15 protein-coding genes and 1 pseudogene are annotated in these 16,222 nt (G+C 71.6%); 8 read left to right on the top strand and 8 right to left on the bottom strand.

The annotated features are described in order from the left end of the window. Positions 1-104 precede the first annotated feature (104 nt). Entirely contained in the window at positions 105-1,346 is a 1,242-nt protein-coding gene (locus tag ACFYPG_RS14655; protein ID WP_387352266.1) for a glutamate-5-semialdehyde dehydrogenase, read from the bottom strand. 27 nt (positions 1,347-1,373) lie between these two features. After that, positions 1,374-2,531: a glutamate 5-kinase gene (proB, locus tag ACFYPG_RS14660; protein WP_387352268.1), complete on the bottom strand. Its 1,158-nt coding sequence runs from the start codon at positions 2,529-2,531 to the stop codon at positions 1,374-1,376. A 13-nt stretch (positions 2,532-2,544) separates the two neighbouring features. Between proB and ACFYPG_RS14665 the strand changes: the two genes are divergently transcribed. Genes ACFYPG_RS14665 through ACFYPG_RS14675 form a run of 3 tightly spaced genes read left to right on the top strand, consistent with a single transcriptional unit; the run spans position 2,545 to position 5,797 of the window. Continuing rightward, entirely contained in the window at positions 2,545-2,859 is a 315-nt protein-coding gene (locus ACFYPG_RS14665; protein WP_355005701.1) for an MGMT family protein, read from the top strand. Between the two features lie 32 nt (positions 2,860-2,891). Next, the gene (locus ACFYPG_RS14670; RefSeq protein WP_387352270.1) at positions 2,892-4,292 is read left to right on the top strand and encodes an MFS transporter; all 1,401 of its coding nucleotides are present in this window, start codon (positions 2,892-2,894) and stop codon (positions 4,290-4,292) included. After that, positions 4,289-5,797, top strand: coding sequence for a pyridoxal phosphate-dependent decarboxylase family protein (locus ACFYPG_RS14675; RefSeq protein ID WP_387352272.1), 1,509 nt, complete (start codon positions 4,289-4,291; stop codon positions 5,795-5,797). Before ACFYPG_RS14670 ends, ACFYPG_RS14675 begins: the two co-directional genes overlap by 4 nt. Before the next feature lie 58 nt (positions 5,798-5,855). Here ACFYPG_RS14675 and ACFYPG_RS14680 read toward each other — a convergent pair whose 3' ends face one another. From ACFYPG_RS14680 to ACFYPG_RS14690, 3 genes are all read right to left on the bottom strand, one after another. Beyond that, a complete protein-coding gene (locus ACFYPG_RS14680) occupies positions 5,856-6,413 on the bottom strand; it encodes a SigE family RNA polymerase sigma factor (protein WP_387352274.1) in 558 nt (185 codons plus the stop codon). A 288-nt stretch (positions 6,414-6,701) separates the two neighbouring features. Next, the gene (locus ACFYPG_RS14685; RefSeq protein WP_387352276.1) at positions 6,702-7,907 is read right to left on the bottom strand and encodes a hypothetical protein; all 1,206 of its coding nucleotides are present in this window, start codon (positions 7,905-7,907) and stop codon (positions 6,702-6,704) included. Then, positions 7,900-8,460: an RNA polymerase sigma factor gene (locus ACFYPG_RS14690; RefSeq protein ID WP_387352278.1), complete on the bottom strand. Its 561-nt coding sequence runs from the start codon at positions 8,458-8,460 to the stop codon at positions 7,900-7,902. Before ACFYPG_RS14690 ends, ACFYPG_RS14685 begins: the two co-directional genes overlap by 8 nt. Positions 8,461-8,655: 195 nt before the next feature. Between ACFYPG_RS14690 and ACFYPG_RS14695 the strand changes: the two genes are divergently transcribed. After that, positions 8,656-9,237, top strand: coding sequence for an NADH-quinone oxidoreductase subunit B family protein (locus ACFYPG_RS14695; RefSeq protein ID WP_355005696.1), 582 nt, complete (start codon positions 8,656-8,658; stop codon positions 9,235-9,237). A gap of 50 nt (positions 9,238-9,287) precedes the next feature. After that, complete coding sequence (locus ACFYPG_RS14700; protein ID WP_387352280.1) at positions 9,288-10,604, top strand: DUF2252 domain-containing protein; 1,317 nt, start codon at positions 9,288-9,290, stop codon at positions 10,602-10,604. 16 nt (positions 10,605-10,620) lie between these two features. Here ACFYPG_RS14700 and ACFYPG_RS14705 read toward each other — a convergent pair whose 3' ends face one another. Further along, positions 10,621-11,667, bottom strand: coding sequence for a glucose 1-dehydrogenase (locus ACFYPG_RS14705; protein WP_355005694.1), 1,047 nt, complete (start codon positions 11,665-11,667; stop codon positions 10,621-10,623). Between the two features lie 105 nt (positions 11,668-11,772). On the opposite strand from ACFYPG_RS14705, the pseudogene ACFYPG_RS14710 reads away from it, so the two are divergent. Beyond that, positions 11,773-12,369, top strand: a pseudogene (locus ACFYPG_RS14710) (NADH-quinone oxidoreductase subunit C); the annotation flags it as partial. 488 nt (positions 12,370-12,857) lie between these two features. Continuing rightward, positions 12,858-13,820, top strand: coding sequence for a complex I subunit 1 family protein (locus ACFYPG_RS14715; protein ID WP_355005693.1), 963 nt, complete (start codon positions 12,858-12,860; stop codon positions 13,818-13,820). A gap of 257 nt (positions 13,821-14,077) precedes the next feature. Here ACFYPG_RS14715 and ACFYPG_RS14720 read toward each other — a convergent pair whose 3' ends face one another. Next, complete coding sequence (locus ACFYPG_RS14720) at positions 14,078-15,097, bottom strand: glutathione S-transferase family protein (RefSeq protein ID WP_387352282.1); 1,020 nt, start codon at positions 15,095-15,097, stop codon at positions 14,078-14,080. A gap of 82 nt (positions 15,098-15,179) precedes the next feature. Between ACFYPG_RS14720 and ACFYPG_RS14725 the strand changes: the two genes are divergently transcribed. After that, positions 15,180-15,608: an ester cyclase gene (locus tag ACFYPG_RS14725; RefSeq protein WP_328652088.1), complete on the top strand. Its 429-nt coding sequence runs from the start codon at positions 15,180-15,182 to the stop codon at positions 15,606-15,608. Here the strand turns inward: ACFYPG_RS14725 and ACFYPG_RS14730 are convergent. Next, on the bottom strand, positions 15,589-16,164 hold the full coding sequence (locus ACFYPG_RS14730) for a Uma2 family endonuclease (protein ID WP_387352284.1): 576 nt from the start codon (positions 16,162-16,164) through the stop codon (positions 15,589-15,591). The genes ACFYPG_RS14725 and ACFYPG_RS14730 overlap by 20 nt on opposite strands. Between the last annotated feature and the right edge of the window lie 58 nt (positions 16,165-16,222).

The raw sequence follows: 16,222 nt of genomic DNA on the forward strand, positions 1-16,222 counted from the left end.
TCGCGTATTTGCGAATAAATGCCCCTTATGCCGGGACAGCAACTGCAAGATCGCGGGCGGGCGGGCGGGCGGGCGGGCGGGCGCGGAAGGGGGAGGGCGAGGGCTTAGCGCACGTGACCGTCGCCGGTGACGACGTACTTGGTGCTGGTCAGCTCGGGCAGGCCCATCGGGCCGCGAGCGTGCAGCTTCTGGGTGGAGATGCCGATCTCCGCGCCGAAGCCGAACTCGCCGCCGTCGGTGAACCGGGTCGACGCGTTAACCATCACCGCCGCCGCGTCCACCCGCGCGACGAAGTCACGGGCCGCGCTCGCCGAGTCGGTGACGATCGCCTCGGTGTGGCCGGTGCCGAAGCGGCGGATGTGCGCGACCGCCGCGTCCAGCGAGTCCACCACCGCCACCGAGATGTCTGCGGACAGGTACTCGGTGGCGTAGTCCTCATCGGTCGCCGGGACCACTGCGGCGGAGTGGGCGGCCACCTCGGGTGAGCCGTGCACTGTCACCCCCGCCTCGGCGAACGCGGCCAGCACCAGCGGCAGGAACGCGTCGGCGATGCCCGCGTGCACGAGCAGCGACTCGGCCGTGTTGCAGGTGGACAGGCGTTGCGTCTTGGCGTTCAGCGTCACCGCGACGGCCTTCGCCAGGTCGGCGGCGGCGTCGACGTAGACGTGGCAGTTGCCCACCCCGGTCTCGATCACCGGCACTGTCGACTCCTCGACCACTGTGCGGATCAGCGACGCGCCACCGCGCGGGATGAGCACGTCGACGAGACCCCGGGCGCGCATCAGCTCCTTGACCGAGTCACGGGAGCTGGCGTCGAGCAACTGCACCGCGTCGGCGGGCAGACCGGCCCCGGCGACCGCGTCACGCAGCACCGCGACCAGCGCGGCGTTCGAGTGCGCGGCCGACGACGAACCGCGCAGCAGCGCCGCGTTGCCGGACTTGAGGCAGATCCCGGCGGCGTCCACCGTCACGTTGGGCCGCGCCTCGTAGATGATGCCGACCACCCCGAACGGCACCCGGATCTGGCGCAGCTCCAGGCCGTTGGGCAGGGTGGACCCGCGGACCACCTCGCCGACCGGGTCGGGCAACGCGGCCATCTCCCGCAGTGCGTCGGCGATCCCGGCGACCCGACCCGCGTCGAGCGCGAGCCGGTCCAGCACGGCCGCGCTCAGCCCGGCCTCGCGGCCGGCCGCCAGGTCCGTCTCGTTCGCGCTCAGGATCTCCGGGGTACGCGCCACGAGCGCGTCGGCCATCGCCACGAGCGCGGCGTCCTTCACGGTACGGGTGGCAGTGGCCAGGTCGGCGGCGGCGTCCCGCGCCCGCTTCGCCTGCTCGACGACGCTCATCGACTACTCCTCAGCTGGGCAGTTGGCTTACAGCAGCACCAGGTCGTCGCGGTGGACGACCTCTCGTTCGTACGCCGGGCCGAGCGCCGCGGCGAGTTCGGACGTGGAGCGGCCGAGCAGCCCGGGTAGCTCCACCGCGTCGTAGTTGACCAGCCCTCGGGCGACCGACGCGCCGGCGGTGTCCACCAGGTCCACCGGGTCGCCGGCGGTGAACGTGCCGTCCACGGCGGTGATGCCGGCCGGGAGCAGCGACTTGCGCCGCCCGACGACGGCGGCGACGGCGCCCGGGTCGAGGTGCAGCCGGCCCCGGGGTGAGGTGGCGTGGGCCAGCCAGAACAACCGGGCCGTCGGACGTCGCCGCTGCGGGTGGAAGAGCGTGCCGACCGGTTCACCGGCCAGCGCCGGCGTGGCCAGGTCGGCGGCGGTGAGCACCACCGGGATGCCGAAGCCGGTGGCGATCCGCGCGGCCTCGACCTTTGTCACCATGCCACCGGTGCCGACGCCGGACCGGCCGGTCCCGCCGATGGTGATGCCGGCGAGGTCCGTGTCGTCGCGCACCTCGGCGATTCGGGTCGAGCGCGGGTTGGTGGGGTCACCGGTCCAGAGCGCGTCCACGTCGGAGAGGAGCACCAGCAGGTCGGCGTGCACCAGCGCAGCCACCAGGGCGGCCAGCCGGTCGTTGTCGCCGAAGCGGATCTCCTGGGTGGCCACCGTGTCGTTCTCGTTGACGATCGGCACCGCCCGCAGGTCGAGCAGCTTGCGCAGCGTCCGGTACGCGTTGCGGTAGTGCGCTCGCCGGGTCACGTCGTCGACGGTGAGCAGCACCTGCCCGACGGTGCGGCCGTGCCGGGCGAAGCTGGCCGCGTACCGGCCGATCAGCAGCCCCTGCCCGACGCTGGCGGCGGCCTGCTGGGTGGCCAGGTCGCGTGGGCGTCGGGACAGCCCCAGCGGGGCGAGCCCGGCGGCGATGGCGCCGGACGAGACCAGCACCACCTCGCGCCCCTCGGCGGTGAGTCGACCGAGGGTGTCGACCAGCGTGTCGACGCGCTCGTCGGCCAGCCCGCCGGTGGCGGTGGTCAACGAGGAGGATCCGATCTTGACGACGACCCGCCGGGCCGTCGTGACTGCGTCGCGCACCCGACCATTCTGCGTGGTTACCGCCGCACCGCCCGGCGGCGTTCCCATATGGTGGCGGATTGTGACTCCAGACGAGTACGTCGAGGCGGTTCTCGACCTGGTCGAGCGGATCCCGGAGGGCCGGGTCATGTCGTACGGCGGGGTGGCCGACGCCCTGTCCGAGCGCTCGGGCCGCGCCTCGGCCCGGTTGGTCGGCAGCATCATGGCCCGGCACGGGGGCTCGGTGCCCTGGCATCGGGTGGTGACCGCGAGTGGTCGACTGCCGCCGGGACACGAGCGGGAGGCGCGGTCCCGACTGCGGGCCGAGGGGGTGCCGCTGCGCGGCGAGGGTGTGGACATCGCGGCGGCGGGCTGGTCGCCCGATGAGGGGATGTGACCCCCGACTCAACGTGAGTAATGTTCGGCCCCATGAAAACGCCGCCGGGCCCCGGCTCGCTGCCTCGACGGGTGCACGCCGGCTACGCGCTCGGCTCCCTGGCGACCGGAGCGTTCGGCACAGTGCCCGGTCTGCTGCTGCTGCCGTACCTGACCGACACGCTGGGCGTGGCCGCCGGGCTGGCCGCGCTGCTGGTGCTGCTGCCCAAGGCCTGGGACGTGCTGGTCAACCCGGTCGCCGGGCGGATCTCCGACCGCACCCGGTCGCGGTGGGGCGCCCGCCGGCCGTACCTGCTCGTCGCCGGCCTCGCGCTCGCCGTCCTGTTCGCGTCGATCTTCGCCGCGCCGTTCGGTAACGGCTCGGGCGCCGCGGCGTACGTGGCGTTCGCCTTCCTCGCCACCGCCACCGCGTTCGCCTTCTTCCAGGTGCCGTACGTGGCGATGCCGGCGGAGCTGACCGGCGACTACGCCGAGCGAACCCGGTTGATGACCTGGCGGATCGCGGTGCTGGCGCTGGCCATCCTGGTCTCCGGCGCGGTCGCGCCGCTGGTGGTCAGCGCCGGTGGTGACGGCGTGGCCGGGCACCGCTGGATGGGCCTGTTCGTGGCGGTGCTGATCGCCCTCGGCGCCCTCGGCGCGTTCCTGGGCACCCGGTCCGCGCCGACCGGCACCGTGGGCGAGAGCGAGCCGACGCTGCGCGCCCAGCTCGCCGTGGCCGGCGCCAACCGTCCGTTCCGGGCACTGCTGATCTGCTTCGTGGTGCAATCCGCCGGGGTGGCGACGATCCTGGCCGGGGTCAACTACTTCGCGGGGCAGATCCTGCGCGACGAGGAGAGCGGGCCGACCCTGCTCTTCGTCTGCTTCGTCGGGCCGGCGCTGCTGGTGATGCCGGTCTGGAGCCGCATCGGTGCCCGGCTGGGCAAGCGCACCGCCCTGGTGGTCGCCTCGCTGATCCTTGCCGTCGGGGCCTTCGCCCTGGTCGCCGCGCCGCTGCTGCCGGCGGTCGCCGTCTATCTCCTGGTCGCGCTGATCGGCGTGGGGTACGCCGGACAGCAGGTCTTCGCACTGGCGATGTTGCCGGACTGCATCGCGCACGAGACGGCGCGCACCGGCCGACGGCAGGCGGGCGTCTTCACCGGGCTGTGGACCGCCGGTGAGACCTTCGGCCTGGCGCTCGGCCCGGGCATCTACGGACTGGTGCTCCAGCTCTCCGGCTACGTGTCCTCCGACACCGGCTCGGCGGCGGCCCAGTCCGACACGGCGAGGCTGGGCGTTCTCCTCGGCTTCACGCTGATCCCGGCCCTGCTGATCGCCCCGCCGATCCTCCTGCTCCGCCAGTACACCCTCACCGCCCACAGCGACCTGGCCGATCAGGGAGTTGTGCTGGGGGACGAAAGCGTTGACCGCCACGAGAAGGGCACCGTTACCCCATGATCGACGAGAGCAGGGTTGAGGCCGGAGCGCTTTCCGCCACCGGGGTTAAAGCGGAAGAGGTTCTGGAAGAGGTGCGCAAGCTGCGGGCGGGTGACGCCCCCACCCACGGGGGACGGCTGTTCGCGTACGTCTACGACCCGGCGGTCCCGGGACTGGACGAGCTGGCCGCCGCCGCCCACCGGGAGAGCGCGCACGTCAACGGGTTGGACCCGACCGCGTTCCCGTCCCTGCTGGCCATGGAGAACGCGCTCGTCGGCGCCGCCGGCCGGGTGCTGGGCGCCGGCCCCGGCACCACCGCCCCGGACGTCGTCGGCAGCGTCACCAGCGGCGGCACCGAGTCACTGATCCTCGCCGTCAAGACCGCCCGGGACGCCCACCCGGAGATCTCCGAACCCCGGATCGTGGTGCCGTCGAGCGCACATGCGGCATTCGCCAAGGCGGCGCACTACCTGCGGGTGGCGCTGGACGTCGTGCCCGTCTCCCCGGAGACGCTGCGTCCCGACCCGGCCGCGATGGCCGCCGCGATCCGCCCGGAGACGGTGCTGGTCGCCTGCTCCGCGCCGTCGTACGCGCACGGGGTGGTGGACCCGGTCACGCAGATCGCGGCCGCCGCGGCCGAGGCCGGGGTTCGCTGCCACGTGGACGCCTGCTTCGGCGGCTGGACCCTGCCGTACCTGCGTCGGCTCGGGGAGCCGGTGCCGCCGTTCGACTTCGCGGTGCCCGGGGTCACCTCCATCTCGGTCGACCTGCACAAGTACGCGTACGCGCCGAAGGGGGTGTCGGTGCTGCTGCACCGCGACGCCACGCTGCGCGCCCCGCAGTACTTCGCGTACGCCGACTGGCCCGGCTACACCATGATCAACCCGGTGATCGCGTCCACCCGCTCGGGCGGCCCGATCGCCGCCGCGTACGCCACCCTGCGGCACCTCGGCGACGAGGGTTACCTGCGGCTGACCGCCCTCACCCGGGACGCGGTGGCCGGGCTGGCCGACGCGGTCCGCGCCGTCGACGGGCTGCGGTTGATGGCCGAGCCGGAGTCGACGGTCGTCTGCTTCACCGCCACCGACGGTGGCCCCGACCTGTTCGTCCTGGTCGACGAGCTGACCGCGCGGGGCTGGCACACCCAACCCCAGCTGTCGTACGACGGCCTGCCCGCCAGCGTGCACCTCACGGTGACCGCCGCTGTCGCGCCCCGGGTCGCCGAGTTCGGGCCGGACCTGACCGCCGCTGTGGCCGCAGCCAGGGCCGCCGGCCCGGTGCGGCTGCCCGCCGAGCTGGCGGCACTGGTCGGTGCGCTGACCCCCGAGGCGCTGACCCCGGACCTGATCGTCGGTCTGGCCGCCGGGCTGGGCCTGGGTGGCGAGGAGGGGTCGGACGCGGGACCGCTGCCGGAGCGGATGGCACTGGTGAACACACTGCTCGACGCCGCGCCATCGGCGCTGCGCGAGCGGTTGCTAGTGGAATTCGTCAGTCTGCTGCAACGCCCCAACTGGGCGCCGAGCTGACCGTGCGGCAACGGGCCCGGCCTTCGGTGTCGGCCGGGCCCGCAGCCGCGGGGCGATGTCAGACCTTGCCCGTCTCCTCGATGCTCTCGTCGAGCAGTTCCGCCAGCGCTGTCCGGCCGCGGTGCAGCCAGGACTTGATGGTGCCCTCGGCCACCCCCTCCTGACTCGCTATCTCATTGACCGGCAGGTCGGCGAGGTAGCGCAGGATGACGGCCCGCCGGTGGTGGGCGGGCAGTTGGGCCAGCGCAGCGTCGATCGCCACCCGATCGGGCGTCGGCCCGGCCATCGTGGCCTCGACCCGCCGTTGCCGGAGCAGGTGGTTGCGCGCGGTTTGGAGCCGCCGCCAACGGCTCCGGGCGAGGTTCAGGGCGACCTGCCGGACCCAGGCGACCGGGTCGTCGTACCGGGCCAGCCGGTCCCACCGGGTCAGGGCCCGGCAGAACGCCTCCTGCGCGAAATCCTGGGCCTGTGAGAGGTCGCCCACGTAGGCACTCAGTTGGCTGGTCACGCTGCGAAAGTGCGCGTGGTAGAAGTCGTCGAAGCTCTCGGTCGTGCTGCGCTCTCCGGCCATCGCGGCAATTGCCGCCGGTGGCTCGTTGGCACGGGTTCCCGTCATCACTGTCACTGCCTCCCCGTTCGCCGTCGGGCCCGTACCCGAGGCGGTCGTACCACTCGCTCAGCGGGGATCGTTTCCGTGGTCCCCGCTGTCGGCGGTCCTGCTCGGCGCGCCGTACCCCCGTAGAAGCCCGGAACGGGCCTCGGGGTTGCCGCCGACGCTGTGGATCGACTGTCGTATGGGGGACTGAGTGGCGAGGCGGGGTCGGACGCGGGGCCAGCGCCCGCGTGGTGAGCGGAGCGCGGCCGCGTCGTACGCCACGGGGGCGTACGACGCGGCCGGCGACCGTCAGCCGTAGGTCAACGTCATCTGAACCAGGTTGTCGGCTCTGTTGACGTCCGGCAGGACGTCACGTTCGCTGTCCATCGGCTGGACGTCCACGTCCGCCTTGTTCGTGCTCAGCGTGATCCCTTCGAGCACCCGGAAGTCCAGGTCCAACCGCATCTCCGCCCCGGCGGCCAGCTGACCCAGGCGGCAGGTGATCGGTTCGACGCTGTCGTGGACGCCCGCGCACGTGCCCCACCCGTCGACGTCCGCGCGCACCGCCGCGGGCACGCCCAACCGCAGCACCACGTGGGCGACCGGGCCCGTGCCCCGGTTACGAATCCGTACCGTGGCCGTACCCGTCCGGGAGCCGTCGTCGGCAGTTCTCAGCACGAGGTCACCGGTGGTGACGGAGACGTCCGCCAGGTTCGGGTTCGGACCGAAGCTCGTCGGCCCGGAGACCTGGCTGAAGGCGTCACCCTTCCAGCGGTAGCCCCGCCACTGCCGTTGTGACCACCTGGCGTTCCAGCCACCCCCGGGAGCGATGTCACCGACCTGAACACGAACCGTGCCGTCGCCCACGACATCCAGCGCGAACAGCCACTCCGGCTTGTCGATGGTGGTCGCGACCACCCGGCCGACAGTCGTGGCCTTTCCTTCCTCGTCGCGGTCGAAGGCGACCACCTGCATCGGCCCGCGGGTGCCGAGCACGCACTGCACGAGAGCCACTGTCTCCACCGCGCCGTCGCCGTCGATGTCGCCGTGGTCGAGCGCCAGGAGCCAGTTCGCGCCCTCCCGGGCGTCGGCGGTGAGCCGCGTCTGCGACGTCGGGCAGCCTCGTCCGGCCCGCCATGCCGGCAGGGTCACCGGCACCCCCAGCAGTTGGGCCCGGCTGAACCGGCCGTCCGGAACCCCGATGGTCGGGCTGGCACTGGTCCCGGCAGGGCTGGGGGTCGGACTCGTCGGCGTCGGCGTCGGTGACGCCGAGATGCTCGGCGTCGGGTCGACCGGACCGGGCCGATGGTCCGGGCCGCTCAACGCCGCGTATCCGACGGCCGACCCGCCGAACAGGGCGAGCGCCGTCGTGGCGGTGGCAGCCAGCCGGCGTCGGCCGCGGCCTCGTACGGTCCGTCGAACGGCGGCGGGCCCCGGCGCCTCGACCTCCGCCAGCGCGGTACGGCGGTAACGGGCGAACTCTTCGGCGAGGTCAAGAATCTCCTGCTCAGACATCCCGCACCTCCTCATTGGTGTCGCGTAGGTGAGTGGCGAGCGCGGTTCGGCCCCGGTGCAGCCAGGACTTGACGGTCCCTTCGGCGACCTGTTCCTGGGCGGCGATCTCCGCGACCGTCAGGTCGGCGAGGTAGTGCAGTACGACGGCCCGCCGCTGTTTCGGCGGCAACTTCGCCAACGCGGTGTCGACGGCGACCCGGTCGGGGCTCGGCTCCGCGGCGTGTGTCTCGCGCTGCCGCAGCAGCCACTGCTGGGCGGTCCGCAGCCGCCGCCAGCGGTTGTGTCCGAGGTTCCACGCGACCCGACGGACCCAGGCCAGGGGGTCCTGGTATCCGGCGAGCCGGTCCCAGCGGGCGTACGCCCGACAGAACGCCTCCTGAACCAGGTCCTGTGCCTGCCCCCGGTCACCTGTGTACGCGGTCAGCTGCACCACCAGGCCGCGGTAGTGGGCGTGGTAGAAGTCGTCGAAGACCAGCTCTGCCGGCGCGGAGGTTGCGGCTCCCGGTGGGTCCGGTGGGCGCCCACCCACCGGCACATCTCGTGTCACAAGCACTTGTCCTCCCCGTGGCGACTGCCGGCATCGTGTTCGCCAGCACCGGTCACACAAGCGAGCGCACCGGTAGGTTGCGCGTCAATCGCTGCCGATCTTTGTCGGCTCGGGGACAATTGGTGGGCCGCTCGGGCCGATCACCGCCGGACCGCACTGACGCCGGCTGTGATTCACTGTCGGTGAGGAGAGGGGGCGGTCGTGCAGCTGCCGGCAGTGCTCGGCGAGCCGATCCGGTTCGTGCTGAACTGGGGGCGCCGCTACTCGCTCTGGGTGTTCAACTTCGGTCTGGCCTGCTGTGCCATCGAGTTCATCGCCACCAGCATGGGTCGGCACGACTTCATCCGACTCGGCGTGATCCCGTTCGCCCACGGCCCCCGCCAGGCCGACCTGATGGTGGTCTCCGGCACGGTGACCGACAAGATGGCCCCGGCGATCAAGCGCCTGTACGACCAGATGCCCGAGCCGAAGTACGTCATCTCGTTCGGCGCCTGCTCCAACTGCGGCGGCCCCTACTGGGATTCGTACTCGGTGACCAAGGGCGTCGACCAGCTCATCCCGGTCGACGTGTACGTGCCCGGCTGCCCGCCCCGGCCGGAGGCGTTGCTGCACGGCATCCTGCGCCTGCAGGAGAAGATCGCCGCCGAGCAGTCCGGCATCGGAGGTGTGCCGCAACGGGACGTGCTGGCCGCGCCGCTGGACGCCCCGCCTCGCGAGGCCGCCGCGCCCCGCTCGGTCGACTCGCTCACCGCCCCGCCGGTACGCCCACCAGCCGCGACCTGACAGCGTGCGTCGCCACCCTGTTGTGGACCCGCCGCACTAGCCTGCGCACTATGAGCAGCTCAGGGGACCAGCGCTCCGCCCACATCGTCGACGTGCTCTCCGAGGAGTTCGGCGCGTCGATGGCTATCGACCCGGCCGCCTTCCGCCGCAAGTTCCGCAAGATGGCGGCGTCGCCGTTCGCCTTCTACCGGGGCAGCGCAGCGCTGTTCTACGCCGACCAGCTCGGCGACTTCGCCGACGACCGGTTCTCCGACGAGCAGACCAGCCGGGTGTGGATCCACGGTGACCTGCACGCGGAAAACTTCGGCACCTACATGAACGCCTCCGGACAGCTCGTTTTCAACGTCAACGACTTCGACGAGGCGTACGTCGGGCCGTTCACCTGGGACCTGCGCCGGCTCGCGGCCAGCGTGGCGCTGCTCGGCTACGGCAAGGCGCTCTCCGACACGGCAATCGGGGAGCTGGTGGCCGGGTTCGCCCGGTCGTACCTGACCGAGCTGCGGGCCATCGCCGCCGGCGGTGACGACGCGATCGGTTCGATCACCCTGGACAACGCCGACGGGGTGCTACGCCGGGTGCTCCAACGGGCCCGGCTCAACACCCGCGTGGACCTGCTCGCCGCGCAGACCACCATCGACAACTACGAGCGACGTTTCTCCATCGGCGACGGCGTCTTCGAGATCGACGACGCCACCCGGGACCTGGTCAGCGCCGCCTTCCAGGATTACCTGGGCACCCTGCCAACCGCCTCGACGCAGCTGCGCCCGGTGGCGGCGCGGATCAAGGACGTGGTGCTGCGTAAGGGGGTGGGCATCGGCTCGGCCGGGCTGCCGTCGTACAACCTGCTGCTGGAGGGGCACACCCAGGCGCTGGAGAACGACGTCGTCATCTACATGAAGCAGGCGCAGGTGCCGGCCGTGGCGCGGTACGTCACCGACGAGTCGGTCCGCGGCTACTTCCAGCACCAGGGGCACCGGACCGCCGAGTCGCAGCGGGCGTTGCAGGCGCACGCCGACCCGTGGCTGGGCTTCACCGAGCTGAACGGGGCCGGTCAGCTGGTCGCCGAGGTCTCCCCGTACGCCGCCGACCTGGACTGGTCGGACGTGAACGAGCCGGAGGAACTGACCGGCGTTCTCGTCGACCTTGGTCGGGCGGTGGCCCGGATGCACTCGGTCGCCGACGACGAATCCAGTCACGACCTGGTGGACTACTCCACCGAGGAGGCGATCGTCGCTGCGGTGGACGCCGACGAGTCGGGATTCGTCGCCCACCTGGTGGACTTCGCGCACGCGTACGGGGTGCGCGCCCGCCAGGACCACCAGCTCTTCGTCGACCTGTTCCGCAACGGTCGACTGCCGGGCATCTGATCGGGCGCCGCGTCGCTCAGGACGCGAACTCCAGCACCACCTTGATGTCGTCCGGCCCCGGGGTGTACGCGTCGGCGTACCGGTTCACCGGCACCCGCCGCGTGATCAGCGACTCGAGCCAGACCTGGTCGGCGCGGGCGAGCGCCTGCGCGGCCATGGTCCAGTGTCGTCGGTTGGCGTTCACCGAGCCGAACACCACGTTGTTCTCCAGCACCAGCGCCCGGTTCAGCGCCCCGGCGTCGAAGTCGATGCTCCGGCCACCACTGGACACCCCGGCCAGGCAGACGATCCCGGTGGGGGCCGCCTTGCACATGACGTCGAGGACCACTGTGGGAGCACCGGTGCACTCGATCACCACGTCCGGCTCGAAGGGCAGGTCGTTGACCGGCACCGTGTGGTAGGTGGCGCCCAGCCCGGCGACCAACTCCGGCTTCGGCCCCTCGGTGTTGCGGTCCAGCACGTGGACGGTGAGCCCACGCTGGGTGCCGAGCAACGCGGCCAGCAGACCGATCGGCCCGGCCCCGGTCACCAGGACGGTCTGCGGCTGCCACTCGGCCCGGTGCCCGATCCGCTCGATGTGGTCCCAGGCCTTCGCCACCACACTTGTCGGCTCCAGCAGCACGCCGACCTGGGCAAGTGTCGGATCGAGTTTGACCGCGAACTGGGGTTCGATCCGCCAGCGGTCCCGGGCGAACCCGGGAAGCGCCTTGATGCCGTGTTCGGTGTACTGATCGTTGCGGCACATGTCCCACTCGCCGACCGCGCAGTTCGGGCAGGGCACCGGATCGGGGTGTCTGACGATGCCGGCCACCAGGTCACCGGGTTGCAGGGTGCCGCTGGAGTCCTCGATCACCCGGCCCAGTGACTCGTGCCCGATGACCAGGCGGTCGGCACCCGGCGGCGCCTCGCCGTACTCCCCGGCGATGATCTCGTGGTCGGTGCCGCAGATCCCCACCGCCAGCGCCTCGACCAGAACAGAGCCCTCCTCGGCAGCCGGCTCCGGCTGATCGTCGACGAGGCTCAGCGAGTTGGCGACCCCAGGTCTTACCGTCACAGCGCGCACGTCCTCATCTTTCCCCGCCCAGGTGCGCGCCACGCCCAAAGCCGGCAGATCGCCGGGCATCGGCGGCGGCCAGGTGCGGCCTCGGCCGGCACTAGGATCAGCGGCATGACTCCCGAAGAGGTCGGCGCTCGACTGGTCGCGCTGCTCGCGCCGGCTGAGGCGACGCCGTCGGTCTCCGGCGGGCAACGTTTCGCCCGGGCCACCATCGACGTGCCACCCACGAGTTGGCTCACAGCGGTTTCGGCCGCCCGCGACGACGCCGAGCTGGCCTGTGACTTCTTCGACTGGCTCTCCGCCGTCGACGAGTTGACCGAGGGCTTCGACGTGGTGGCGCACCTCTGGTCGACGCGACTGCGGCACGGCGTGCTGCTGCGTACCCGGTTGCCGAGAAGCGCGCCAACTGTCGCCTCGGTGGTCGACGTCTACCCCGGTGCCGCCTGGCACGAGCGGGAGACGCACGAGATGTTCGGCATCGACTTCGCCGGGCATGGGGAGCTGCTGCCGCTGCTGCTGCCGCCGGAGTTCGAGGGTCACCCGCTGCGCAAGGAGTTCGTGCTGGCTTCCCGGGTGGCGAAGCCCTGGCCGGGCGCGAAGGAGCCGGGCGAGTCCGAGGCCGGCGGCGGGCGTCGACCGATCCGCCCGCCGGGCGTTCCCGCTCCGGGCGAGTGGGGGCCCACGCCCACCCCGGCCGGCGCCGGTGGCGTGGGGGAGGGCCCGCGTGGCGGCACCCCCGCCAGACCGGCCCGCGAGCGTCCGGCGCGGCCCGCCCCGGGGGCCCGTCCGGCGCGTACTCCCCGACCGGTCGGCGCCACCGACGGCCCGATCCCTGCCGACCAGCCCGCGCCCGACGCAGACGCGGCCGCACCTGACCAACCTGGCGCCGGCCCGGCCTCCGCGGCCGTGCGCGGCGTTGGCCCGGCCAACCAGCCCGCGCCCGACGCGGCCGCACCTGACGAATCTGGCGCCGGCCCGACTGCCGCGCCCGCGTCCGGCGCGGCCACATCTGCCGAGCCCGTGTCCGGCGGGCCTGCTGCCGAGCCCGTGCCCGGCGTCGACGAGGTCGGCCATACGGCGTCCGGTGCGGCCGCACCGGACAAGCCCGGCGAGGGCTCGGCCGCGCCGGGTGGCGAGCCGGTCGCGGACCCGCCGGGTCGCGACGGCCGGAGCGACCACGACGGGGGTACGGCCTGATGCCGCTCTGGGTGGAGTTGGTGCTCCGGATCGGCGGCGTGGTGGTCGCTTTCCTCACCCTGCCGTTGCTTGTCGGCCAGGCCGAGCACAAGGTGATGGCGCACATGCAGGGTCGGCTCGGCCCGATGTACGCGGGCGGCTTCCACGGCTGGGCGCAGCTCGTGGCCGACGGGGTCAAGTTCGTGCAGAAGGAGGACATCACCCCGCGCGAGGCGGACCGGGCGGTGTTCCGGTTGGCACCGGCGGTGGCACTGGTGCCCTACCTGCTGGTGTTGCTCGTCATTCCGCTCGGTCCGAACGACCTGGTCGGGCAACCGTTGGACATCGGCCTCTTCTTCGTGCTGGCCGTGGTCGGCGTCGGGGTGGTGGCGGTGCTGATGTCGGCGTGGGCGTCGGCCAACAAGTACAGCCTGCTGGGCGGATTGCGCGGGGCGGCCCAGTTGCTCGGTTACGAGCTGCCGCTGGTGCTGGCCGCCGCGTCGGTGGCGATGGCGGCCGGCACGCTCAGCCTGTCGGGCATCGTCGAGGCGTGGCAGCCGTGGTGGCTGCTCTGGCAGGCACCCGCGATGATCATCTTTTTCGTCGCCGGGCTGGCCGAGATCCGTCGACCACCGTTCGACATGCCGGTGGCCGACTCGGAGCTGGTCTTCGGCTACATGACCGAGTACACCGGTCTGCGGTTCGCGTTCTTCCTGCTCGCCGAGTACGTCGGCATCGTGGTGATCGCCGCGCTGACCACTGTGCTGTTCCTGGGTGGTTGGCAGGGCCCGTTCGCCGACGACCAGTTGGGCTGGCTCTGGACGCTGCTCAAGATCTTCGCGGTCTCCTTCGTGATCATCTGGCTCCGGGTCTCCTACCCCCGGCTACGCGAGGACCAACTCCAACGCCTCTGCTGGCTGGTCCTGGTCCCGGCCGCGCTGGCGCAACTGGTCCTGACCGCTGCCGTCCGCATAGCGCTGTAACCCCGCCCCGCCCGGCCCTGCCGCGCGGCCCTGCCCTGCCGCCCCTGCTGCGTCGATCATGGAGTTGTGGTGGGTGACAAAGCGCCCGTACAGGAGTAATCCAGGCACCACAACTCCATGATCGACGGGGTCGAGAGGTCACCGACCCGCGATCTTGCACTTACTGTGCCGACAGAAGGGGCAAATTGCTCGAACCGGCGACCGGAACTGCAAGATCGGCGGCGCAGGCGGGGCGGGCGCGGGGCGGGGTTGCTTGTTCAGGGCAGCGGGGTGTGGGTGGGGTCTACGGGCTCGACCGGGGGTGGGGGTGGGGTGCCGTCGCCGAACGGGCGGCCACCCAGCGCTTCCCGATCGTGTGGGGTGAGCCAGTTGGACAGGTCCGGGCCGAGCGGCACGATCCCGGTCGGGTTGATGTCGCGGTGTACCTCGTAGTAGTGCCGCTTGATGTGGTCGAAGTCGACGGTGTCGCCGAACCCGGGAGTCTGGAACAGGTCCCGGGCGTACGCCCACAGCACCGGCATCTCGCTGAGCTTCTGCCGGTTGCACTTGAAGTGCCCGTGGTAGACCGGGTCGAAGCGGACCAGCGTGGTGAACAGCCGTACGTCGGCCTCGGTGATGGTGTCGCCGACCAGGTAGCGCTGGTCGGTCAACCGCTCGGTGAGCCAGTCCAGCCGGTCGAAGAGCTGGTGGTACGCCTTGTCGTACGCCTCCTGGTTGCCCGCGAACCCGCACCGGTAGACGCCGTTGTTAATGTCCCGGAACACCACGGCGTTGACCTCGTCGATCTGCTCGCGTAGGTGCTCGGGGTAGAGCTGCGGTGCGCCCTCGCGGTGGTACGCCCTCCACTGCGTGGACAGGTCCAGGCTCATCTGCGCGTAGTCGTTGGTCACCACCTGCCCGGTCGGCACGTCGACGATCGCCGGCACTGTGATGCCGCGCTCGTAGCCGGGGAAGCGCTTGAAGTACGCCTCCTGGATGCGCTCGATGCCGAGTACCGGGTCCCGGCCGCCGGGGTCGAGGTCGAAGGTCCAGCTCCGCGCGTCGTGGGTCGGGCCGGCCACCGCCATCGAGAGGGCGTCCTCCAGACCGAGCAACCGCCGCACGATGATCAGTCGGTTGGCCCACGGGCAGGCCCGGCTGACCGCCAGCCGGTACCGGCCCGGCTCGACCGGGTATCCGTCGCGCCCGTCCTCGGTGATCCGGGTGGCGATGTACCGCTGGTCGCGGGTGAACTCGCCGCCCGGCTCGACGTACTTGCCGCCTTTTTCCTCGCCCACGTCGCCCCTCCCGGTCTGGTCTGTTGTCTCTACCCAATCCTCGCGGATCTACGGCGCACAGTGGTCCGGATACCCTGCCGGCATGACGGATGTGGAGGCGGCGGCCCGGCGGTTCATCGCCGATGTGTGGAATGCCCGCCAGGAGGAGTCGGCGTACGAGCTGGTCGCCGAGGAGTGCCCGGGGCTGGGCGGCACCGGGCCGGAGGCGACGTTGGCCTGGCACCGCGAGCGTCGGGCGGCCTTCCCGGACCTCCGCTACAAGATCGTCGACGTGGTCGCGGCCGGTGAGCGGGTGGCGGTGCACTGGCGGGCCGCGGGCACCCACGCCGGGCAGTTCGGGCCGGTGCCGCCGACCGGGCAGGTGGTCAGCTACTCGGGGGCGACGTTCCTGCGCTTCGACACCGCGGGCCGGATCGTCGAGGTGTGGAGCTGCAACGAGTTGTTCCAGTTGTTGCAACAACTCGGTGTCGAGATGCTCCCACCGGCAGTCGTCAGCGGACCCGGGGCGTGATCCGGCTGATCGGCAGATTGATCGGAAAGGGCTCGCCGGTGTCGACGAACTTCGTCCACCGCCCGGTCTCGGTGTAGACCTCGTTCACCGCGTCGATCCGGTACGTCACGACCTCCAAATCGCCACCTTCCGTCTCGATCCGCCAGTAGAAGGGGATGCCGGCCTGGGCGTACAGTGCCGGCTTCAACACCCTGTCGATCGAGCGGGTGCTCGGTGAGACGATCTCGACGGCCAGGACCACCTCGTGCGGCTCGTACTTCGACGGTTCGCGAGCCGCCGCGGTGGCCGTGGTGACCAGGACGTCGGGGATGAACGAGCGGGTGCGGTTGATCCGCACCTCGACCGCCTGGGTCACGTCGTAGCCGTCCGGACAGTCCTCGTCGAGGGCGGCCATCAGCCGGCCGGCGATGGTCTGGTGGGTACGGGTGGGGGAGGGGGACATCAGCAGCACTCCATCGAGCAGTTCCCGGCGGCGGCCATCCTGAGGCAGCGCATCCAGATCGTCGGTCGTCCACTCGCTCTCGGGCGGGTAGTCGGCCTGCAGCGCGGCGGTCATGGCAGGTCCTTCCAGGTGCGTTCGTTCTCCCCGCGACCACGGTACCGCCTTCGACCTG

Origin of the sequence: Micromonospora sp. NPDC005553 (assembly GCF_042871765.1) — a bacterium.
In the GTDB taxonomy this organism is placed as follows: Bacteria; Actinomycetota; Actinomycetes; order Mycobacteriales; family Micromonosporaceae; genus Micromonospora.